General features: G+C 42.8%; 19 protein-coding genes. 7 read left to right on the top strand and 12 right to left on the bottom strand.

Going from position 1 to position 23,597, the window contains the following annotated elements; translation table 11 throughout:
- Positions 1-240 precede the first annotated feature (240 nt).
- From traK to DF947_RS01545, 12 genes are all read right to left on the bottom strand, one after another.
- Positions 241-861, bottom strand: a complete 621-nt coding sequence (traK, locus tag DF947_RS01490) for a conjugative transposon protein TraK (RefSeq protein WP_109927913.1) — start codon at positions 859-861, stop codon at positions 241-243.
- Positions 861-2,045 (bottom strand): conjugative transposon protein TraJ, encoded by a 1,185-nt coding sequence (gene traJ, locus DF947_RS01495; protein ID WP_109927914.1) that lies wholly within the window; start codon positions 2,043-2,045, stop codon positions 861-863. The genes traK and traJ overlap by 1 nt, the downstream gene beginning before the upstream one ends.
- 1 nt (position 2,046) lies before the next feature.
- Positions 2,047-2,682 (bottom strand): hypothetical protein, encoded by a 636-nt coding sequence (locus DF947_RS01500; RefSeq protein ID WP_109927915.1) that lies wholly within the window; start codon positions 2,680-2,682, stop codon positions 2,047-2,049.
- Positions 2,669-3,316 (bottom strand): hypothetical protein, encoded by a 648-nt coding sequence (locus tag DF947_RS01505; RefSeq protein WP_109927916.1) that lies wholly within the window; start codon positions 3,314-3,316, stop codon positions 2,669-2,671. The genes DF947_RS01500 and DF947_RS01505 overlap by 14 nt, the downstream gene beginning before the upstream one ends.
- Complete coding sequence (locus tag DF947_RS01510) at positions 3,303-4,016, bottom strand: conjugal transfer protein TraI (protein WP_240615300.1); 714 nt, start codon at positions 4,014-4,016, stop codon at positions 3,303-3,305. Before DF947_RS01510 ends, DF947_RS01505 begins: the two co-directional genes overlap by 14 nt.
- A 5-nt stretch (positions 4,017-4,021) precedes the next feature.
- A complete protein-coding gene (locus tag DF947_RS01515) occupies positions 4,022-4,432 on the bottom strand; it encodes a hypothetical protein (RefSeq protein ID WP_109927918.1) in 411 nt (136 codons plus the stop codon).
- A gap of 33 nt (positions 4,433-4,465) precedes the next feature.
- On the bottom strand, positions 4,466-6,937 hold the full coding sequence (locus DF947_RS01520; RefSeq protein WP_109927919.1) for a TraG family conjugative transposon ATPase: 2,472 nt from the start codon (positions 6,935-6,937) through the stop codon (positions 4,466-4,468).
- Positions 6,937-7,284: a DUF4133 domain-containing protein gene (locus DF947_RS01525; RefSeq protein WP_109927920.1), complete on the bottom strand. Its 348-nt coding sequence runs from the start codon at positions 7,282-7,284 to the stop codon at positions 6,937-6,939. Before DF947_RS01525 ends, DF947_RS01520 begins: the two co-directional genes overlap by 1 nt.
- Before the next feature lie 11 nt (positions 7,285-7,295).
- Complete coding sequence (locus DF947_RS01530) at positions 7,296-7,577, bottom strand: DUF4134 domain-containing protein (RefSeq protein WP_240615318.1); 282 nt, start codon at positions 7,575-7,577, stop codon at positions 7,296-7,298.
- A 172-nt stretch (positions 7,578-7,749) separates the two neighbouring features.
- Entirely contained in the window at positions 7,750-8,298 is a 549-nt protein-coding gene (locus DF947_RS01535; RefSeq protein ID WP_109927921.1) for a hypothetical protein, read from the bottom strand.
- 72 nt (positions 8,299-8,370) lie between these two features.
- Positions 8,371-9,270: an RteC domain-containing protein gene (locus tag DF947_RS01540; RefSeq protein WP_109927922.1), complete on the bottom strand. Its 900-nt coding sequence runs from the start codon at positions 9,268-9,270 to the stop codon at positions 8,371-8,373.
- 370 nt (positions 9,271-9,640) lie between these two features.
- Complete coding sequence (locus tag DF947_RS01545; RefSeq protein ID WP_109927923.1) at positions 9,641-9,910, bottom strand: helix-turn-helix domain-containing protein; 270 nt, start codon at positions 9,908-9,910, stop codon at positions 9,641-9,643.
- 604 nt (positions 9,911-10,514) lie between these two features.
- Here DF947_RS01545 and DF947_RS01555 point away from each other — a divergent pair.
- The 7 genes from DF947_RS01555 (at position 10,515) to DF947_RS01585 (ending at position 23,550) form a co-directional block, all read left to right on the top strand.
- A complete protein-coding gene (locus DF947_RS01555; protein WP_109927925.1) occupies positions 10,515-11,120 on the top strand; it encodes a sigma-70 family RNA polymerase sigma factor in 606 nt (201 codons plus the stop codon).
- A gap of 232 nt (positions 11,121-11,352) precedes the next feature.
- A complete protein-coding gene (locus DF947_RS01560) occupies positions 11,353-12,561 on the top strand; it encodes a FecR family protein (RefSeq protein ID WP_109927926.1) in 1,209 nt (402 codons plus the stop codon).
- 302 nt (positions 12,562-12,863) lie between these two features.
- Entirely contained in the window at positions 12,864-16,115 is a 3,252-nt protein-coding gene (locus DF947_RS01565) for a SusC/RagA family TonB-linked outer membrane protein (protein ID WP_158526208.1), read from the top strand.
- 6 nt (positions 16,116-16,121) lie between these two features.
- Positions 16,122-17,555, top strand: coding sequence for a RagB/SusD family nutrient uptake outer membrane protein (locus tag DF947_RS01570; RefSeq protein ID WP_109927928.1), 1,434 nt, complete (start codon positions 16,122-16,124; stop codon positions 17,553-17,555).
- 216 nt (positions 17,556-17,771) lie between these two features.
- Entirely contained in the window at positions 17,772-20,483 is a 2,712-nt protein-coding gene (locus DF947_RS01575) for an alpha/beta hydrolase family protein (RefSeq protein ID WP_109927929.1), read from the top strand.
- 10 nt (positions 20,484-20,493) lie between these two features.
- Positions 20,494-21,666 (top strand): thioredoxin family protein, encoded by a 1,173-nt coding sequence (locus DF947_RS01580; protein ID WP_109927930.1) that lies wholly within the window; start codon positions 20,494-20,496, stop codon positions 21,664-21,666.
- Positions 21,667-21,678: 12 nt separating this feature from the next.
- Complete coding sequence (locus DF947_RS01585; RefSeq protein WP_109927931.1) at positions 21,679-23,550, top strand: right-handed parallel beta-helix repeat-containing protein; 1,872 nt, start codon at positions 21,679-21,681, stop codon at positions 23,548-23,550.
- Positions 23,551-23,597 lie beyond the last annotated feature (47 nt).

Raw genomic sequence — 23,597 nt, forward strand, 5'->3', positions numbered from 1 at the left:
CTCCTTAATTTTAATTCCTAAAAAATTAGCTAAATGCCCCTACCAGGAGCCAGATCAGGTAAGCCCCAAACAGGCCAATGAAACTGGTCAACGCTATCTTCCAAGTCAGCGTCGACCAATTTGCTGTCCGAGCATTCAGGTAATCCGCAAACCGCCGCTGGCGATGCAGCAACCACATACTCATCCGAACCGCCCATCTTTCCTGCGCTTCATTTAGCACCACATTTTTCTTCCTGAAAATCATGGCAAAGCCCCTTTCCCCACGTCGGTATTCACCAGCGTTTCCCAGCCTTCAATCAAAAAGCCATGCGGATTGTGATCGGTTTGCGAATCCAGTACCCGCACGCGGCCGCGCGTCACCAGTTTCCGCAGTACCGTCGAAGAAGAGCGGATGAGTTTCTGCGTGGCATAACAGGTAAAAGGGTAGGGCGCTTCATTGCCCATTTGAATCGAATCCACTTCAATTTTCTGCGAGATATTTGCCGAAATCAAATTGTTATAATATCCGGCTTCCCGCAAATTATCATAAGCCGATTTAGCCGAACCGTCGGCCAGATACAAAGCCTTTCCAACGGTAGCCGCAATCGCCTTTTCATCCGGGTCCAGCGTAAAAAACAGGCTATGAAAAGTGCGAATATGGTCGCGCAATTCCACTGGCATATTCATCCGGCGCTGCGCGCCAAAAGCTTCCAGCATTTTTCCGTTATAGAGGATATATACCCGGCCCTGGCTTTCTTTCACCATGGTGAAGCTCCAGTAGACCACACTTACCGTACCCAACGTGCAAACCAAAAGAAACGCCACACTAAAGAGCTTAATGTGCTGAAAGGCACGGTCGATATTTTTTAACTGCGAAAACATCAGCTGCCTGCCTTTCCGGATAACTTATCCTTTAAGTAATCATTCTCTGATCCCCCGGCCTTATCGGTCTGCACCTGACGGTAGCGATCACCCAGCGCATCACTGGCCATCCCGCCAGCCGCCATTCCAGCAGACTTCACCATTGAAGCGCCACCTACGGTCAGCGCCGTTACTTTTTGCAGCATCGCATTCCCGCCTCCAGCATGTACCACATAATTAGCAATGCCCGGTACGGTGAAATAACCCACAATGCCAATGCACATGAACACTAGATACCCCGCATCGGTTGGCGAAAAGAAGGTATCCCCAGCCGCATCAATCTGCGAGATGTCGATTTTTAACATGTTTTGCTGGATCTTCCCCAGTATCGCCCCAAAGATGTTCGCAATCGGCAGCCATAAAAACACGTTCACGTACCGAGCCAGCCAAACGGTGAGCGTATGCTGAAAGCCATCAAAGACAGCAAAGCCGAAGACCAGTGGCCCCATGATCGCCAGCACAATCAAGTAAAACGTCCGGATGGTATTGATGCACAGCGCCGCTGCGGCGAAAAGCACTTGCAAAACCTCCGACATCCACTGCTTGATGTTGTTTCTAAAATTGTAGCTCATCCTATCCATCTGGAACTTGATGTCGTTCCCCAATCCCTCGAACATGCCTTCTTCCGAACGGTCGGGATCTTTGGGATGGGTATATTTATACCATTTGAGATCATCGCCATTGCCTGATTCCCCGACATACATCTGCCACTGCTTAGAGTTTTTAACCGCGGCCTCCTTTTGCTTGAGTAGCGCCGCTATCGCCAGATCAGAATTTTTTACCATACCGCCTGTCGCCGAAACAATAGGAGATAGCACCCCATTCATCACCCCAATGACCATTGGAAATAACATAATCGCCAGACCCAAACCGAATGGTCGCAGCAGCGGATAAAAATCCACCGGTTCCGCGTTCGCCAGATGCCGCCAGACACGGGAAGCGATATACCACAGCGCCCCAAATCCCGCGAGTCCGCGCGCCACACCAATGAGCTGGGAGCAGAGCGGCAACATCTCCGCATACACCTGTTCCAGCACCGGCTGCAATCCCGTAATACTGCCCGCCACGCGCTGGCCGTAAGAAAAAATAGGCAACAATCCACCCATAACGGCCAGCAAAGCCGCACGTTTAAAACGAAATCCCATATTAATAGATTTTAAAATAAGCGCCTAAACCCTTCAATTCCTGCTGTTCGCGTAAGCGCTGCACCTGCAGGATACTGTTCTTCCGGTTAAAACTCCGCAGGAAAGTGAGCCTTTCCTGCATCGCTGCAAACACCCGGTCAATCCCTGCCAGCCGCTCGTGGTCACTCATGCGAAGTTTACTATCGGTCACGATCATCAACAGTTCCTCCAGTCCGTCCAGGCTTTCAGAGACCAGCTTACCGTAGACCGCACCAAAATACTCCAATTCTGATACCGAAAAACTCCCACTTGATGAAAAGCGGGAAAAGGCCGATTTATATTCCCGGACAAGATCTGATTCCATCGAAACAATTTCCGCGATCTTGTAATACTTCCGCACCTCGGGACTCACCAGCCAAAGCCCGTCTAAAAACACCTCATGCAAAGAGAAATTTCCCCGGGCGATATTGCGAACCGAGTTATAGCCCGTGGATAACACCTCGTATCCTTTTTTCATATCCGAAAGGATGTTTTTGAGCTGCGAGAGCTTTTCTACGTTTAGCAGCAACTGCTGCGCTTCTGTACTCTGGCCAAACCCAGGAAAATATAACCCAAAGCTCAGCCCAAAAACCAACATAATACACCTAATCAATTTCATAATACTTCCTCAACTTTTTGATGGCATCCTGTTCCATTTGCTCCTGACGAAGGACCGAGCGCACCTGCGCATCGAACTCCCGCACAAAGCCCAAACGCTCCTGCATCCGCTGATAAATACTATCGAGCCTAGATAAACGCACATCATCGCTAAGCGATACTCGACCCGAACTGACCACCATTACGAGTTCCTCCAGATCCGACAGACAATCCGCCTTCACCAAAGCAGATACCGAAGACACGTAAGCCGAGAGCCCCTCACCAGACGCCGCCGAGCGCAAACCCTGCAGTACTTTTAGCATATCCACCTCCAGCACCAGCATTTCACTCACCCGGCTATCTGCCTTAATCACCGGATTCACCAATTTCAGCCCCTTAAAAAATGCATCATGCAAATTCATTTCACCCGAGCTGAGCTCATGCACGAATCCCCAGCCTTCAGTGGCTATTCGGTAACCCTTTTTTGCATAGCCCAAATACACTTCCAGCGCGGCAATCTGCTCCAGCAGATATTTCTGCTGTGTTTTCTTTTGGCGAAACCATTCCGAAAACATCTGCGCCGAGGCGGCTGTCACGCTACCAGATCCTAAAGCCATCAGCAAGACCAAAACCCTAAACCTTTTAATTGATCTCATAAACCTCCTTTAATTGTTTGGTTTCCAGTATTGATTTTGACCGCTGTATAGTCAAAATGATATTGCGGTCATTAAAAGCCTTCAGGTCCGAAAAATTCCCTTCGATCTTTTCCGCGACGCCATTAATCAGCTCCAGACGCGCGCCATCGGTCATCTGTGTTTTAAAGGCATTCACCACCATAAAAAGCTCATCCAGATTTTGCAGGCTTTCCTTTAAAATCCCTTCATACACTTCTTCCATGTGCGCTAGCTCTGAAGCAGAAAAATGCTTATCCTTTTTGAACAGCCCCGAAGCCCATTTATATTCCTGCACGATCGCGCCCTGCGTCCCTACCAAATCCCGCACACGCTTATAGGTCGAGATCAGCGATTTCACCTTAACCAGCTCTGAATAATAACCCGAATACAAATCCCGTTGCCGCTGGGTCCAGTCCGAAATCTCTTCCAGCTTTAATTTACTTAAGGTATTCTCCAGCACCTTCTGCGCATTTTGCAGCCAGATCGTTTCATTCTGCAGGCGCTGCACTTTCAGATCCACCGCCTTGATCAACTTTTTTACTCCGGCCTTGATCACTTCGGCTATCGCCAGTTGCGCTGAGGCCTCTGTGGGCATTGCCGTCAACAGTAGCGCCCCGGACAGGGGCAGTACCACCATGTACGCCCTTAGTCCAGCCTTAATCTTTTTTTTCATCACCATCATCAGCCTCATTTATCACTCACCCTTTCATATTTTCGCTTGCCCACCACCATCAGTCCCCGCTCCAGGTCAAAAGTGATCAGCTTCCCGTTTCGCTTTTCGGTCAATACCCCAGAAGCCGCATCAAACACACCTGACCATTCTTCCTTTTCATATTGCCAGGGCCCGGGCTTTCCCGTGGCAATCAGCCTAAAGCCCGTCCTGCGGTGGATCAGGTATTGCTGGTCATGAGCCAGTTCGACCACCAGCGTATCCCGCGCAATACTCATCTCGCTGCCCGCGTGATTCACGTACATCCCTGAAATCGCGGGCTGCAGCTTCCCGCATCCCATAAAGGCGCAGAGCAACACTACGATGCTCCAGCCAATAAAATTCAGCCGCCCATGGCAAGCCCTCCAGTAAAAAAACAATGCATTCATGTTCAAAAATTAATAGGTAAAACAATCGGTTAATTAATTCAATTTCTTCCCCGAGCGGATATCCGAAACCAGCATCGATAGACCCCTTGCAACCGAGCCATACCTTGCCGCATATTCCGCCACCAGTAGCTTCTCTTTTTCTTCAGTGGTATAGGCGTAATACTCCATCAGCGAAACCTCTGTCCGGTAAACCTTTGCATGGCCGCCAAGCGAGATAAAAACTTCCTTATATTTCAAAAGCGGATCATTCGCCCGGTTCATCGAAAGCACCAGCGATTTATCATGATCCGACAACCCGAGCAGTTCCTGCACCTGGTCAAACTTATTCTGGTACTTCGCCTGATCGAGCAGAACCTTACAGTCCGAGTTATTGATAATCGCCTGCTTAACAATGGGAGAGGAGATGATGTCTTCGATTTCCTGCGTCACGACAATCGGCTCCCCAAAGAATTTTCTAAAGGTCTTATAAGCATACTGAATGTATTCCGCCATTCCGGATTTCGAGATACTTTTCCAGACCTCTTCCAGTAGCAACACCTTTCGCACCCCAGTCAGCTTTCGAAGCTTTCCCAGAAACATCTCCATAATGATCAGCGTCACCACCGGGAAAAGTACCGGGTGGGACTTAATCGTGTCAATCTCAAAAACAATAAAGCGCTCCTGCAGCAAATCCAGATTCTCGCGTGCATTGAGCAGAAAATCAAATTCCCCGCCCTTGTAATAGGGATTCAATACATACAGGAAATTTTCGATGTTAAATTCCGCCGGGCTGACTTTCCCATCACGCAAGACCACCACATATTCCGATAGCAAAAACTCATAAAAAGAATCAAAGCCCGCAAAGACGTGCGGCCGGGCGGCCAAATGCTCATAATATAGCCCCAGCGCTTTACTCACCGCCACATATTCCGCCCTCGAGTAGCCCTCGCCCTCATTTTTCCATAGCGCCAGCAGCAAGGTTTTGATGCTTTCCTTCTTCTCGGTATCCAGCACCTCTCCCTCACCCAAATAAAAAGGGTTAAAACAAATCGGCGAATCCGCGGAATAGGTAAAATAATAGCCATCCACCAGTTTGCAAAGCCCCTTATAAGAATGCCCGATATCCACCACCACAATATGCGCTCCCAGCTCATAATAACTTCGTAACAGGTGATTGGTAAAAAAGCTTTTCCCCGATCCCGATGGCCCGATGATAAACTTATTCCGGTTGGTCGTCCAGCCACGTTTCATCGGCTCATCAGAAATATCCACATGTAGCGGTACCCCAGACATCCGGTCTCCCAGTCGGATCCCGAAAGGAGACAAAGAAGAGAGGTAGGCCGTCTCCATATTCAAAAAGCAGCAGGCCTGCTCCACAAAAGTGTCAAAACACTCATTCATCGGAAAATCACCCTCATTGCCCGGCATGCCTGCAAACCAGATCTGCGCCGCCCCATCGGTTTCCTGCTTACTCGCCGCATCCATCTTCGCCATCGCCGAAGACACCCGGTTGCGCATTTCGCCGAGCTCATCAGCATTTTCACTCCAGCACAGCACATTAAAATGCGCCTTTACCGGCAGCCTTTGACCCGATACCGCCTCATTCAAATAATCATTCACCGCATCCCTCGCCACGGCATTTTCGCGTGAATAAGCCGATAGCGACTGTAGGCGTAGCTTTTTCGCTTCCAGCTCCTTGATCCGCAAAGCCGGATCACCGGTAAAAATATACTGGTTATAAATGTGGTTGCAACTGAGCTCCAGGCCCAGCGGGGAAGCAAAACCCACCGAATACTTCGTCCTGTCGGTCGAATATTTTTCCGAATCGATCCGCGTCCCGCAAAAGGGCGGGAGCGAGCCCGCATCCGCCAGGGTATACAGCTGGCAATGCTTATCCCCAACCCGGATCTCCTCCTTCAAATGCACATCGCGTAACATATTGCCTTCGCCCGGCCCCAATAAAAACAGGTAACGCTCCAGTATCCCCGGCACGTTGGCAGAGCCCGACAGCTGCTCACCACGCAAACGCGACAATCCAAATAACCCACTATCCAATAAAATCCGCTCGAAAGCCCCACACGCAGATAAAAATGCCCGCAATCGCCCAACATCGGATTTCCCCACCGGTGCAATCGATTTTCGCAGCACATTGCAATACACCGAAGAAGAGAGTTTCTTGCCTAAGGGCAGCAGCGTCAAGAACACAAAAGCCGAATGATCTAGATAAGCCCTTTCGTTAAAATGCTTTTCTGAGGCCATGGCTAGTACCGAATCCCGGGCAGCAACTTTTTCAAAATCTCCCTTTACCGAAGCCGAAAAAAAGTAATCCGCCTTATGAAAAACCAACCCAGCGGGCAATACCTTGACTGCCCTAACAAAGGCCTGCTGCGCAGCATCAAAGCCCGAGGAAGACAGCGTGCCCGTCTCCGGCAGTTCCAGCGAAAAACACAGCGTCACATCTCCCGCCATCGAAATCAGGCAATCCTCCTCAATTTTCCAGATCGGCATGATCTTTTCCATATCCATCAGTGCACCTGCCTTTCCTGATTACTTACCATCACCCGCAAATCCAGAAACAATCGGCGTGAAGAAAATCGCAAAAAGACTGGCACATTTTGCCTCGACAAAAACTTCCCCAGCCCATGTACCCCAAAGCGCTTGGACAACCTACCCAGCGCCCAAACCAGCAAAGTCCCCAGTCCCAGCACCATTGGCAACAGCACATAAAGCGAAACGCCCGAGATATACCCAACGGTAAAACCCAAAAGCAATAATACCAGTCCAATCGCCAGATAAGCAATATAGCTCCCCACCAATCCCTTAAAGCCAATGGGCCTTCCAATCCCCTTATTCACCTGATAAACTAATCCCATAAACCTTAAGATTAAATCCCAAAAAACGATTGCAGCACCGTTGCCACTACCACCAGAAAAATGCAGCTCCCAAACCAGGCCGCCGCCACCTTCGACGTATCCGGTTCCCCGGCATTCCACTTCTGGAATACCTTTACCGCGCCAATCACCCCTAATACCGCCCCAATCGCATACATTAGATTACAGCCCGCATCAAAGTAACTCTTCACCTTATTGGTGGCTTCATTGATCCCGGCTACACCATCTTGACCATGTGCCGTTGGCACATAAAAACAGCATAAAATCACCAGCATAAAACCAAGCCTCAGCGCCGAAAACACAGCCATGGCACGGCCCAAACGTGCCCGAAAACGGCACCCATTTAAATACTCAATACCCATAAAAAAACAGCTTTAGAAAAAAGAAAAAACAGTAAAAAATAAACCCAAATCGACAGCGTACCCGAAAACGCCCCAAAAACAAAAACTAATCCCAGAGCGATGCCAGTTCCGCCGAGGATAAAAAGAAAGGCACCTGCTCGCGGATAAAATGCTCGAGCGAAGCGCGCAGCGGATGCCCAGTCATCCTGGGATACTTTTCCCGGAGCGAAGCAAACATGATAAAGAAATCCTCCTTTTGCCCATCGCTGTCACTCAAGAACTGGCAAATCTCCCTAATCTCCTGCTGCGCGTCTGAAAGCAGCCCCAGTTGATCCGCGCTCACCTGATCGGAAAACCCGAAATCATCCGCCGAGACCACCGACACCCCGGGTTCGGGTTTCGCTTTACCCATCAGGTGGGTATAGCCATCCAGAACTTCTGCATCCAAGTCACGACCACCATCACCCAGAGCCCTTTTCCCTTTGACAAGTCCCGAACCATCAAAACCATCTTTCCTAAGCAGGTACCACACCAGCACCAGCAGCGCCAGTGATAGGCCCAAAACCAGCATCCAGCCATAAGGGCCGCTTAGCATTTTTAAAGCATCCATAAACCATTCATTTTTTTCAGCGCCGGCGGAATTGCCAGCGCTCATAGAGCAAAGTTTCTAAAGTCCAAAGGCCCAGAATCTCTACTACAGACCAATAAGGCAATCCACAAAAAAAAATCAACGAAAGCCACGCCTTTTAATCTTTTCTCCGTCCGCCACAAACACATCATCTTCATCCATGTATTCCAATAGCCGAGCCTGGCAGAGCTCCATGAAATGTGTCCGGCTAATGCGTTTACGTCTTCTGATTTCCCTAAACCGGTTCGCGGGGATTCCGATCTCCAGCCCAAAGCTCTGCTCCAGCCATCTAAAAATCTCCATCAATCCCGCTTTCCCGGAATCCAGTTGTCCCGATAACCAAAGCCCATAACCCAGTTCCACCAAATTAATCACTTCACCCGTCCAGGCAAAGCGCTTACCAGCGCCAGTAAAACCCCGAATACCAGAACCCTTAACCAAATCCACCACCGGAAGCAAAGCCAATTCCGATAAAATAAATTCCCGCATCCGACCAAAAGCCATGAACTTCGCAAACAGGTAATCCATACCCGTTGAATATTCACGGTCCGCATCCCATTCACCCGCCAGCATCGATTGCGGCAATTTCCCAGACCGCAAAAAATACACCCCGTCCAGCTCATCACCCTTTGTCTTAAAATACAAATACTGCATCCGGTAGCTCTCCAGGAACCGCTCCAGCACCGAGAGCTCTTCTTCCAGATAAAGCCTCACCACCGCATCCCGGCCAACCGGCCGGTTCAGCGCCAGCTGGTATCGCTCAAAGCGGTACATCCGTTCCGCATAAAACCTTGGCTTCACGGACTTAAAAAAAACAATTTCAAAAGCTTCATCGATCCCTTCCTGCCGCACAAACAATTCCTTTAACAACTTTAAATAATCCTGGCAAACTTCCATCGCCGATGGAAAGGACTCCAGCTCATCGATGAAATCACCATCCACCTTTGCCAGCGCAGCCCCAAAAGCCGCAAACAAATCCTCATAACTTTTTTGCATCATAGCACATCAAAATTTAGTTAGAAAAAATCCTGCTGTAGGATCAGACTATAGCCAAAAGCCCACAGCACAGGTCGCGTAAAAAAAAATCAATAGGCAACTCATCAAAATGAAAAAAATGAACATTATCCCTTCAGAGACGAAGGCAAAGATGGTCCGACATAACCGAAAAAGACTACATAAAAAGAACCATTCGACTACACAAAAAGAACCATTTTTATGGTTTTTCGCATCGAAAGGCCAGTAATAAAGTTAGACTGGTGTGAAATAGTTGTAAAGCGAAGGACTCGCTTACTTTTATTCAATATTAATTGAATCGATTGAGATATTATAACTCGTAGCGGTTACAACTAATTTAAAGATTTAATAATGTTTACTTGTCAACTTCCGGATCGGGGAAAACAGATCCATTGTCGAATGCAGCCGCTAGAAGTTGTTTAGGTAGAATATCTAAAGCATTACAAATCTTAATCAAGGTAGAAACCCGTAAATCAACCCTGCCTTTTTCGATATTAATTAATTGGTGATGCTCGATGTCTGCAAGCATGGCAAAAGGGCGCACTTTATGCCCCTGGGTTTTACGCATCTTGTGAATACATTCTCCCAGCTCAATTTTATAATTATCTAGTTCATTCGCTTGCACAGCGAAAGTTCATCATAGGAGAAAAAAAATCAGGTACAGTATTTGGTACTAAACAAATTATTTATAACTTTGTGTTACAAAAAAGATAATTAGCTTTGCGAAGGCTTAACAATATTTAGGCATTCGCACTTAGAGTCTCGTGACTGGAACGTAGGAAATTCAAAGACGACGAGAGGATAGGTAAAAGTGCCTGCGCAAAATGGCGTGGGCCTGCCTTTCCGTCGTCAAGGTCTCCTACGACCTCAGTTGCGGTAGGTGGGTTCCACGCCTTTTTGCTTCCCACCAAAAGACGATAACCAAGATTTTAGATTTGTTTTAGCGAAGATTTTCTCGCTTACGCTCAAGAAAAAGGCAGGTGATTCCCAAACCTCTCGATAATGTTCGATGGGTTTGGAAATTAATTCACCGGCGATTGATTTATATCTGATGATATAAATCATCACTTAAAGCCTTTAAAAGAAATTCTTTGGGCATTTACCCAATAGTGAATGAAATAAATCAAACATCAAAAACTGCACCCGTTGGTGAATTATCAAAATTCTGACTTTATTTTGCAGATATTTTTTAATTAAATTTAACTAACAATTAACAGCCCAGCCTCCTCATGATGACCTCCGGAAAAGAACTGCCTAATGAAATGGAATTGTTCCAGCGATTTGCGCAAGGGGATATGGTCGCGTTTAAAAAGATTTATGACCAGTACAATCCACCACTTTCCTCCTTTATCCAGAAAATGGTCAAGTCTTTGGATCTTACCCAGGAAGTGGTACAGTATGTCTGGGTAGTGGTATGGAATGATAGAACGAAGCTGGAAAACGTTGCCAATCCAGCAGGCTACCTTCATCGACTCGCGCGCTACAAGACCTACAATTACCTCAAAAAAATTGCCCTTGACCGTGATCTGATGCAAAAGATGGCCAGAGTTTCCACCGAACTTCACAACGAACTCGAAGAAATGTTCGATCTCAAGCACCAGGAAGCGCTGATCAAAGATGCCGTACAAGAACTTTCCCCACAAAGGAAAAAAATATGGGAGATGAGCCGCACCCAGCACCTCAGCCATGAGGAAATTGCTGAAGCCCTACAGATTTCCAAAAGCACCGTCAATAACCAGATTGTCGCCGCCAGTGCCCAGATCAAATCGTTCCTAGAAAACAATGGAACACTACTTTCCCTAGCCACGCTCTTTTCACTTTTCAAAGATTATTAGTTGGTTGCCCGACCAACACACTCATAATTTTCCACCAACCATTACCCCTTTTTGCCTAAAAAACACTCTTTAAGCAATAACAGCTAATAGAAATAATTCACTATAAACAGAAAATTATTCACTTAATTTTCAAGTACTTATAAAATATTTGTCAGAGTCAATAGTTATTGACCCCTTCGAAAAATGCCTATAGGATACATTCACCTAAATACACATTCTCGAATTGTAAATTATGTCAAACCAAACCGCACGTCTTCGAAGACTTATAGAAGTCCACCTGACCAGTCAAACACTTGGACAGGAGGGAAGGGAACTTTATGATCTCCTTAAAGGCAAAACATACGAAGCAGAGCTCACACAATTATTGGATGAAGCCTATGCCAATGCCCAAATACAACCCTATGATCGAAAGCTGTGGGATGAAGTGTTCAGGCGGATAGAGCACGAGATTGACAACCCATTCCAAAACCAACAAAAAGCAGATTCAGTAGCGCAGCCAAAAAAGTTTAGCATTGGGTTTGCCCTTGCTATCGCCGCAACCATTTCCATTATTATCCTTACCACCATCATCCTTTTTCAAAAAAGAAATAGCCCGGATATTACCGAAGCCATTGCAAAAGCCAACATCAAACCCGGAAAAAATGCTGCAACACTGACCCTCGGCAACGGCAAAAAAATCATACTCGATGAGCATGGTATTGGCGAACTAGCCAAAGAGCCTGGCATAAGCATCACCAAAAACGCCAATGGTGAAATCATCTATATCATTACCGATACTAATATTTCTGATAATCAAAAATACAATACTCTTTCCACCACCAATGGAGAAACCGCAACAGTTTTTCTGCAGGATGGAACCAAAGTCTGGCTAAACGCTGCCTCATCCATCTCTTACCCTTCCTCGTTTGCTGCAGCTCCGAGACGCGAGGTAAGTTTGAGCGGCGAAGCCTACTTTGAAGCTGCTCATGACAAAAAACACCCTTTCATCGTCAAAACCAGCAAGCAACAGGTCGAAGTCATCGGAACGCAGTTTGACATCAGTGCATATGAAGATGATCAGAAAACCTTCACAACGCTTTTACAAGGCAGTGTACAGGTCAGCAATGAAAAAAATGAAGCGATGCTAAATCCGGGTGAACAGTCCATTCTTACACAAACCGGAAACATCAGCACACGAAAAGTCAATGCAGAACAGATCGTCGACTGGAAAAACGGCTTCTTTAACCTCAACAACGAAACCCTCGAAACCATGATGGTCAAAGTCGGCCGTTGGTACAATATTAAAATACAATACAACGATCAGGAAATCAAAGACCTGCGCGTTTACGGCAGTCTCAGCCGCTTTGCGGATTTATCAAAACTGCTCAAAACCATCGAACGATCCGGTAGCGTCAAATTCAGCTTAACCGGAAGAACCCTGACAATCGATAAAATAGATTAACCCACACACAAATGGACTAACCACCCAATAAACAAACAACCAAAAACCAAAAAACATGAAGCACCCCATCAGAAAAATTCCCTGGTAAGACCAGAGCAAAAAAATAAGGACCCCGATCAGATCGACGTCCTTGTATCTGTTCCGAAACATTGATCGGAAATTCAAAAATTTCATGAATCAGGCAACGTGAGAGCTTCTGACACTTAACACCTTGCCTCCAACAAACAGACAAGCAAATGTATAAAATATATACCAAATTTTTATACGCCCCTCCGGCGTGTATACGCAAAATACTATTGATTATGAAGTTAACTTCATTCATATTGTTGCTTTCCTTAATGCAGGTAAGCGCTATCACTTTTGGACAAAAAATTACATTAACAAAAAAAAGAGCTTCGATTGAAAATATCTTCTATTATATAAAAAAACAAACCGGATACGGTGTTTTTGTCGCAATTAAGGAATTCGATATTAATAAGAAAATTGATGTTAAATTTATTGCAGCACCATTGGAACAAGTTTTTGAGGAGCTAATTGGAGATAACTTTTCGTTTACGATTGAGGACAAGATGGTAGTTATTAGAAAAAAACAAAAATCTCTTTTTGATAACATTCTTAATTATTTAAAAGCCATTGATGTGCGAGGAACTGTTGTCGATGAAAAGGGTCAACCAATCGCTGGAGCTATCGTAAAGTTAGTAGACGGAAGTAAAGCAACGATTACTGATGCTGCCGGAATATTCTCTATCACGAAGGTTGCGGAAGATCAAAAAATTATTGTCTCATTTCTTGGATACAAATCTAAAGAGGTGGTTGTATCTAAGGATTGGCAGAAGATATCGCTTGAGATTAGTAATTCAGTTTTAGACGAAGTCAAAATCATGGCTTACGGACAAACCTCCCAGCGTTTTGATTTAGGAAATATTATTTCAATAAAGTCAGAGAATATAGAACGCCAAAATGTTACCAATCCATTATTGGCTTTACAAGGGCAGGTTCCTGGACTTATAATCACTCAATCTACCGGTTTTGCAAATGGTGGGGTGACTGTTAGAATTCAAGGGCAGAATAGTATCAATCAAGGACAAGAGCCATTCTACGTAATTGACGGCGTGCCTTATTCCAACTTACAAACATTAACAAATTCCTCCTTAACTGGCGGCATGAGCCCCCTGGCATTTATTAATCCTAATGATATTGAAAGTATCTCGGTATTAAAGGATGCGAGTGCGACTGCAATATATGGCAGTCAAGCAGCTAACGGAGCGATCGTAATCACTACAAAGAAAGGTAAAAATGGTCCGGTACAGATACAATTTAATCTGAATCAAGGCGGAAATCTACCCTCAAAACAAATACCCATGTTAAACACTCAGCAGTATATTCAAATGCGGAGAGAAGCCTACATGCGTGGTGGGGCGGCGATACCTGGTGATGCCTATGACGTCAATGGATTTCTTGATACAGATAGAAATACTGACTGGCAAAGCAAATTAATCGGAAATGCCCAGAACTATACAAACGCAAACATAAGTATTTCCGGTGGTTCGGAGATAACACATTACAATATCAGCGGAACATTTATCCAAACTACTATTCCGACACCTTCAAGCAGTAGGTTCAATGATAATAAAGGCAATCTTCACTTTAATATTGGCTCGACTTCACTTAATAAGAAATTTAATGTATCACTAACAGGTGGCTATATGCAAGACGAAAATAGACTTCCAAATTGGAATCCTGCTGAAGCTGCTGTCAGACTTCCGCCGAATGCGCCATCATTATATAATGCTGATGGAAGTATCAATTGGGCTCCGCTTCCTACAGGAGCATCAGTTTGGAATTTCTTAGGAGTAACGGCCAACCCTGTCGGAAATCTATTAACAAAGTATAGCATCTCAACTCGAAATTTGTTGAGTGATTTACAATTAAGTTACGAAATTCAAAAAGGATTGGTTGCTAGCATACATGGCGGATACAATGAACTTTCAAATGAAGAGTATTCCTCAACCCCTCTAAGTTCAGTACCACAAGAAGAACGTGCCTTTCGTACTAACGGGGCATCTTGGGGAAATACAAGCAACTTTACTTGGATTTTAGAACCTTTGATGACTTATAGAAAATTATGGGGAAAGCATGATTTATTATTTACTGCCGGTGGTACGTTCAGGAAATCGGGTAATAGACAATCAAGTTACAGCGGAATAGATTTCCCATCCGATGAGGTGATGAACAATATTTTGCTGGCTAAGCAAAATTTCTTTGGCGCGCCACAAGAGTCTCTATATAAGTATGCAGCTATCTTCTCCAGATTTAACTATAGATATCGAGACGAAATATTAATTGAAGGAAGTTTAAGGCGTGACGGAAGTAGCCGCTTCGGAGATTATAATAAATTTCATTCTTTTTACGGTATTGGATTTGGCTGGATTTTCACAGAACGGCCAATATTTAAAAATCAATTAAATTGGTTGAGCTATGGTAAACTAAAAAGTAATTATGGGACTACGGGAAGCGACCAGCTTAATGATTATACGTACCTCAATCGCTACAGTGCTTACAGTGCAAATCTTCCATACGCAGGATTAAACGCATTATCATCCAGTGGTCTAAGCAATCCATATTTACAGTGGGAAGAAACCCGCAAGTTAAATATCGGCTTGGAGTTGGGGTTTTTAAATGACCGAATCTTATTTAATGGCAATTTTTATAGAAATCGATCTTCCAATCAGTTGCTTACAATGTTTCTACCATACGTGACTGGGTTTAATTCAATTCAGACTAATATTGATGCAGTGGTTCAGAATTCTGGTATCGAAATGATATTGAGTGCAAAGATATTAGATAAAGATAAATTTAAATGGAATGCCGGACTAAATTTCGGAATTAATAGAAACAAACTATTGAAATTTGAAAATATTCAAAATACACCATATAAAGGTTATACAGTCGGAAAATCATTATCATTCTTCAAATTATATGATTATCAAGGCGTGAACCCACAAACAGGGCTTTATCAGTTTCTTAAACTTGATGGTACTTTAACTTCACAACCAGTTTTTGAAGACGCTAATTTTTATAAGGAAGCTGGGCAGCGTTGGTCCGGAGGCATTTCTAATACTATATCATATAAAAACCTAAACTTGCATTTTCTGATGCAGGTCGCAAAGCAGTTAAATCCAGATTGGACTCGTGGATTATACACTCCCGGTGCAATGGTCATGAATCAACCAAATACCGTGTTATCACGTTGGCAAAATGTAGGAGATGTAAGCGATGTCCAGAGATTTGATATCAGTCCGGAGGCCAGAGATGCTTTTGATGCAATGCAGTATTCAACTGGCGGCTATATTGATGCAACATATTTGAGATTGAAGACACTGTCCTTATCTTGGGATATACCAACAAGAAAGGTTTTCAAAAGGATGCAGTTAAATGCGCAAGCCCAGAACTTATTTACAATTAGCGACTATTTAGGTGACCCTGAAACCGGCGATTGGGCAAAATTATCGGGTCTCAAAACATTTACAATCGGAATCAAAACGACTTTCTAAGTAAAAATGATGAAAAAAAAATACAACTTCCTAAACCTTTTGCTTCTTACAGCTTTAATTGTAAGCTCGTGTAAGAAGATGGTGCAAGTTCCCGAGCCATCGATCAGTGTAAATGCGGGAAATGTTTATAAGACGGATGCAACTGCGAAATTGGCTCTCAATCGAATTTACATCGGATGGAGTAGCCCTGGGCTTACCTCCGAAAGCGGTCCGTCCGCATTTATTACATATCGCTGTGGCTTGGAGTCGGATGATTTCAATTACCTTCAGTCCGCAGGGGGACGAGCACAAAATTATTATCAAAATTCTTTGACAAGTAGTATTAAGGGGTATTGGCAGGATGGGTTTGGATCGATTCAAACAATAAATGCCGTTATTGAAGGAGTGACCAATTCGAACAGCTTGACACCGTCGGTCAAAGAAAACCTAGTTGGACAGGCAAAATTTCTTCGTGCATTCGTATATTTCTATCTCGTGAATCTTTATGGTGATGTTCCAATTATATTAACTACAGATTACAAGCTGAATACGGAATCATCGAGGCAATCCACTAATTCCGTATATCAACGAATCATCCTAGATCTTATTGATGCGGAATCTCTTCTGCCCGACAGATTCGAGGATTATGATGGCAATTCGACATCAGAACGAAGTTTACCAACGAAATGGGCTGCAAAGGCATTATTAGCAAGAATTTACTTATATACAAAAGACTATGTAAACGCATTGAATAAGGCAACTGAAGTAATTGATCGGTCCGATTTATTTGAATTGGTTAGTTTAAATGATGTCTTCAAGAAAAATAGTAGGGAATCAATTTGGCAACTTCAGCCAGTAAATTCAGGTTGGAATACTGAAGATGGTAAGACTTTTATTATTCCTTCGACCGGCCCTGATCGTGATCACCCTATTTCATTAAGCGCGTCTTTAATGAACAGCTTTGAATTAGGAGATCAGAGGCCTAAAGTTTGGACAGCATCTTATACTAATGTGAATGTAACTCCAAATATTACATATAATTATTCTTACAAATACAAATCTGCAACACAAGGCAACGTAATAACGGAATACACAAATGTTTTTCGATTAAGTGAACTCTATATCATTCGTGCGGAATGTCGGGCCTTTGTAGAGTCTGGTGTAGGTTCCGCTATTTCTGATCTTAATATCATTCGAAATAGAGCTGGCCTGGCTAACTACAGTGGGGGTTCGGATCAGTTGAGTATTACTGGTGCGATTTTAAAAGAACGGAGAGTAGAGTTTTTTTGCGAATGGGGGCATCGGTGGCTCGATCTGAAGCGCGTAGGTAAAATCGATGAAGTAATGTCGGCGGCAACAGTAACCAAAGGTGGAACTTGGCAAAGCTATAAACAATTTTGGCCGTTACCCACAAATGACTTACTGTTTGGCCCCAATTTGAAACAAAATACTGGATATTAATTTATTCAATCCTTCTTCCAGTAAAAACTTTAATGGAAGATCATTTAAGTTGATTCTAACCTGTTGTTTTGCAATTATTGAATGTTGTTTTCGACTTGATTTTCCTTATGGAACTGAAGTATAGTAAATGACTTTTATCTTAGAAATTCTTACATGGTGATTTCAACACATTAATATCTGAAAATTATTTACGATGGCTTTCTTATCAAAAAAAAAATGAAACAATTTCTATTACTTGTTCTATTACTCTTGTTGTCCAATATTGCTTTCTGCCAAAAAAAAAATCTGGACACGACTATCATAAATGCCTGGACAACAGTTAAGAATGGAAGTATAAGTCCAAGCGGAAAATATATTGCATACTTGACCAATGCCTCTCTGATTAGAACCATTGACGAATCGACGAAAACTCAGATTACCATAAGACAATCAGATAATAAATGGAAGTATTGCACAGTCATTCCCCATATAGAAAGCAAGGTGCTTTTTAGTCCAGATGATCGATATGCGCTATTTGAATCTGGGAATATTGATGAACTTAAAATACTTAATTTAAGTTCAAAAAAGACAGAACTTTTGAAGAAGGTTTTCATGCCATCGCTGTATCTACATCGGAAATATTTGATTTACATAGATAGAGAACGCACTGCCCACTTTCGAAATTGGTCTGATGGTAATGAAAAAACGTTTCATAATGTAAAAGAATACAGCTATGGTGAAAGTGGGAATGACATGCTAATAACGTACGAAACTGGTAAGAATAATAATTCCATAGATTATATCGATCTTAAAACCTTAAAACAATTTTCTGTTTGTAAAAACAAAAATATAATTCAACAAAAAGTAGTGCGGTATGGACTTCAACGGGCAATTAAAATCGATTCTGCAGGAATTAATGAAATTTGGACATATTCGGGTGGAAAACAAAAAGCCGTCAAGTGTTTATCTGAAGGTGATAAATTTCTCAATACTGAGATGAAGTTAGGTCATTTACGACATTTTAGCTTTAGCGGAAGATTCATATATTTTACTCTAAAATCGGATTCAGTTAATCAAAGTGAACCGGAAAAAAATCCCAATCCCAATTTGCAATTGCTGAGTTATCTTAATAGGACAATTATACCAAATAAAATTAAAATATCACCTGCGTCTAGCCCGCAATACGAAAAGTTGGTAGTTTTTGATAGAACAACAAAAAAAATATCCTCGCTTGAAAATGATAGCAAAAATGTATTATTTCAAATAGAAGACTTCGTTTCTTATCGAAAATCTACGAGCTCTTTTTTTATTGAAAATAATAATGATAGAATAGAGAACTGGAGAACAGGGGAGGTAATAAATGGGAATTATTTCTCAATATCGCCAAGTGAAAAGTATATTTTCTACATGAAAAAAGACGGAAAAAGTTTTTGTCTTTATGACACACACAGCCACTCAGAGACAACAGTCTTAATCGTAAAGGATTCGACAGAATGGCAATCTTACTACGACTCCGATGAATCTCAGCGACCGCATCCTGTAGATCTTCATTGGATAGACAAAGAGCGAAAGTTGGTGCTGACAAGCAAGCATGATATATGGGTTTTAAATTTAAATAAGCCCAGTAACTTAATATGTGTAACAAGAGGTTATGGCAAGCGACATAAAATAATGTTTAGTACGCAATTTTTTGCAGAAAGAGAAACTTTTACAGGGAATACCTTGGTGCCTGCATTTGATCTTGAGAACAAGCGGAATGGATATTTTTCGATAAACTTAAGTGAGGTTAAAGACCCCAAGCCAGTGATATTTGATAATCACCTCTATGTAGCATTTGGTTCCAATCGCTTTCAATCAACTGGAGAAATTATAATTAAGGCAAAAAATAGTAATCGTTGGCTATTAATGAGACAATCTGCAAAAGAATCACCTAATTTTTTTCTGACTAATGACTTTAAAAAACTCACGCCCGTTAGTGACTTACATCCTGAGGATTCATGTTTTTGGTTATCGTCAGAACTTCATAGTTGGAAAGGGTATGATGGAAAAGAGATAAATGGAATTTTATATAAGCCAGAAAAATTCGATCCGACACACCGTTATCCCGTGATAATATATTATTATGAGAAATTGAGTATGAACTTGAACGCTTTTTTAGAGCCTGCGGCATCTTCTGGCCCGATCAATATTCCATGGTTTGTGAATAAAGGGTATTTGGTCTTTACACCTGACATTTGGTATAAAAAAGGTTTTTTGGGAGAAAGCGCATTAAATTGTGTTGAATCTGCAGGAAAATATTTGGCGACGTTGTCTTTTGTCAATGCAGATAAAATCGGGATACAAGGTCATAGTTTTGGTGGCATCGAAACTAATTATATTTTAACGCATTCGAACCTTTTTGCGGCAGCATGCTCTGCCTCAGGAGCAAGTGATTTCATTAGTGCTTTCGGTAGTTTAACCAAGGATGGCTTGGATCTTCAATCTCCTCTCGTCTTCGGCCAACCACGAATGGGCACTTCCCTATACGAACGTCCAGATCTTTATATAAAAAATTCGCCAGTATTTTCATTGCATAATGTCACCACGCCTCTTTTGCTGTATAGTGGTAAAAATGATAGTGGCTTAACCTCGCCAAGCCAATCTTTGGAGCTTTTCTTGGGCTTAAGAAGGTTAGGTAAACCTTCTTGGATGTTATTGTATAACGCCGGTCATGACCTACTCTACAGCCCCAAAGCAATTAGAAACGATTTCTCTGACCGTATGGATCAATTTTTTGACCATTACCTCATGGATAAGCCTTCTCCAATGTGGATGACTAGAGAGGGTACACAGGATAAAAATTACGATAATTCTTTAAGAACGCCAAATAAAAATGGGCTATTGACACCCTCGGAAAAAAATAAAGTCGATTCGCTCCTGCATAAAGAACTTCTCAAAATAACATTCTAAATCCTAAAATATGCAAAATATTATCATTTATCTGAAAACACTGGTACCAACAATTTTCCTGATCAGTACATTTAACAAACTTCCAGCTCAAGAAAATTTCATTAATTCTTTAAAAAGCCCCTATACAGTCAAAGAAATTGATTCAGTAAGAAAACTGCTTAGAACTGTTGATGATCGAGCATTTGTATTTTTTAGGAACAATGAAAATAAAATCATCAAGCTCAAAGGTAAAACCTATGTCTTGGAACTACTTTCGAACATTATTTATGAAAATAAGATAAAGCCTTACGTAATAAACAAAGATGCACGACCAGATTGGCTCTATATTGAAGCAGACCTGAAACAATACGGTAGGTTTGGGCGGCACGCATTTCTAGGACGTAAAGCAAAACAATTTAGAAGACAAAATGATTGGTCTAATGCCGTTCCCGCATACGATCAATTCTTTAAAGAATTCCCAGAGGATTTCAACTTCTACGGATGGAATATGCTGACATGGGAGGTTTTCGAAGGTACCTTGGACAAGAGCCTATTGAAAACAGCATTAGGCTGGGCAAAATATACTTGCAGACATTTTGAAAAAAACGGCTCACTAGACGATAAAGCCAGTGCAATTGATACCTATGCTAATTTGCTATACAAACTAGGACATAGACATAAAGCAATAACGGCACAAAATATGGCTGTATCCTTTATAAAACACTCGTTAGATAAAGAGCTTCTTTCTGATTTGGAGAAAAATCTTCGACTGATGAAAGAAGGCCAACCCACTTGGCCACTGCCGACAGATCAGGGAATAATTTTTGACAACAAACTCAGTTGGGAAGCACTAAAATCAAAAGCGAAAGCAGAAAATAAATATATATTTCTAGACTGTTTTGCTACATGGTGCGGTCCGTGCAAAGCAATGGATGCAGATGTCTTTCCTAGAAAAGTGGTTGGCGATGCTCTAAATAGAGGTTTTATCAACGTGAAGATACAATTTGACCAAACCTCAGCAGATAACAGCTACGTTAAATCATGGGCAAATGATGCACGGACGATTGAACAACAATATCAGATAACCGGCTTTCCGACATATCTTTTCTTTTCTCCTGACGGCGAGCTTGTTCAGCGGGAAACAGGCTATCTAAATGTTACCAGCTTCCTGGAGTTAATCAATAAAGCCAAAGGATCAAGCTAATAACAACACAGCATGTTGAAACAATTATTTATGTATTTATTTTTGGCTTCTAGCTGTTTGCATCTAAATGCAAAAAACTATCACGTAGCCAAAAGGGGACATGACCAAAATCCAGGCACATTTGATAAACCATTTCTCAAAATCTCAAGAGCCGCTCTGTTAGCGAAGCCTGGGGACCACATCATCGTCCATTCCGGTATATACCGCGAAGAAATTTCGCCATCTTGTAGCGGCTTATCCGGCAAGTCGATCGTGTACGTAGCCGCCGCAGGAGAAAAGGTAGAAATCAGAGGTTCGGAACCCGTTAAAAATTGGAAACCAATTTCTAACGATGTTTGGTCTGTTACGCTGACTGATGCTTTTTTTGAAGGATACAATCCATTCCGCACAGAAATTGAGGGAGATTGGTACTTCGGCGGAAACCTGAAACGTCATACTGGCGAAGTTTTTTTTAACGGGAAAGCTATGTATGAAGCAGATTCGCTGGAGCAGTTATTTCAGGAGATTCCCGCGCTCGCACCGTACAGTTTTGATCCCAGGAAAGTGCTTCCTGTTCAATTCACCTGGTATGCAGTTTCCAAATCGGGAACAACAACTATATATGGACATTTCCCAAAAAACAATCCTAATAACAATTTAACCGAGCTCAGTATTCGGAAGAGCGGTTTTTACCCTGAAAAAAGTGGTGTCAACTACATTACCATACTGGGTTTTGAAATTAGTCAAGTTGCCAATAATTGGGCTGCACCCACTGCGGAGCAGGTTGGGGCGGTTGGTACAAATTGGAGTAAGGGTTGGGTGATCGAGCAAAATGTTATCCATGACGTTAAGTGTAGCGCCATTACCCTTGGCAAAGATCGAGCTTCAGGACACAACCTCTCTAATCTCAATCCTGGCATAGATGGGGCAATTATCTATGACGAAATGGTCAAAACCGTGATTAATAATGGCTGGAATAAGACAACCGTTGGTTCCCACACCGTTCGAAATAACATCATTTATAATTGTCTTCAGGCAGGTATATGCGGTAGTTTCGGGGCAGCTTTCTCAACAATCGAACATAATCATATTTATGATATCTATACCCGGCGCGGATGGTGGGGTGCTGAAATGGCTGGCATAAAACTGCACGCGGCAGTTGATACCAAAATTACCCGTAATGTTATTCACAACTCGAATATTGGTATCTGGGTAGATTGGATGGCTCAGGGCACTTCGATAACCAATAATATTTGCTATGATAACGATTTTACCGATTTTTTCAGCGAAGTCAATCATGGACCCTATCTTGTTGCGGGCAATTGGTTGTTTTCGCCGATAGCGATAAAAAACTGGTCTGAAGGAGGCGCTTACTTCAATAATTACATCGGGGGCTTGAATATGAGGAAAGGGCAAAGCCGAAAAACGCCATACTTTTATCCCCATAGCACCCAATTGATTTCTTCAGTAGCTATTAAAGGAGGTGATGACTATTTTTATAATAACATATTTTATGGTAACGATGGCAAGCCATTTGTTAAAAGCTTGAATGCGGTAATGCCGATTAGTGGTATAGATGATTGGCGTGCTTATGGGTTGTCCATATATAATGATGCTTCTATATCCATAACAGCTGAGGGTAACTATTATTTGCCCGGAGCTGTTCCCCTGAATGGCGAGCCCATGGGGACAAAAAAATCGCAGCACTTTCGACCACAGGTGTTACAAATAAATAACTGCATATACCTATTGGTAGAGCGGAAGTTAGCATCTAAGGGCATTAAGATCCCTTCACAGATAATTTCTAAATTGACAAAACAGCAATGGCCTAAATACGTAGGAAGTCCAAATTCTGTAGGACCAAATTATTCACCAAGAGGAAAATATGGCATGAAAATTTTCTAGATTCCAACGTTCAATTCTTTTAAGCTAGTGCGTTACTTTCTTGCCAA

The sequence above is a fragment of the Pedobacter paludis genome (assembly GCF_003173575.1).
GTDB lineage: Bacteria > Bacteroidota > Bacteroidia > Sphingobacteriales > Sphingobacteriaceae > Pedobacter > Pedobacter paludis.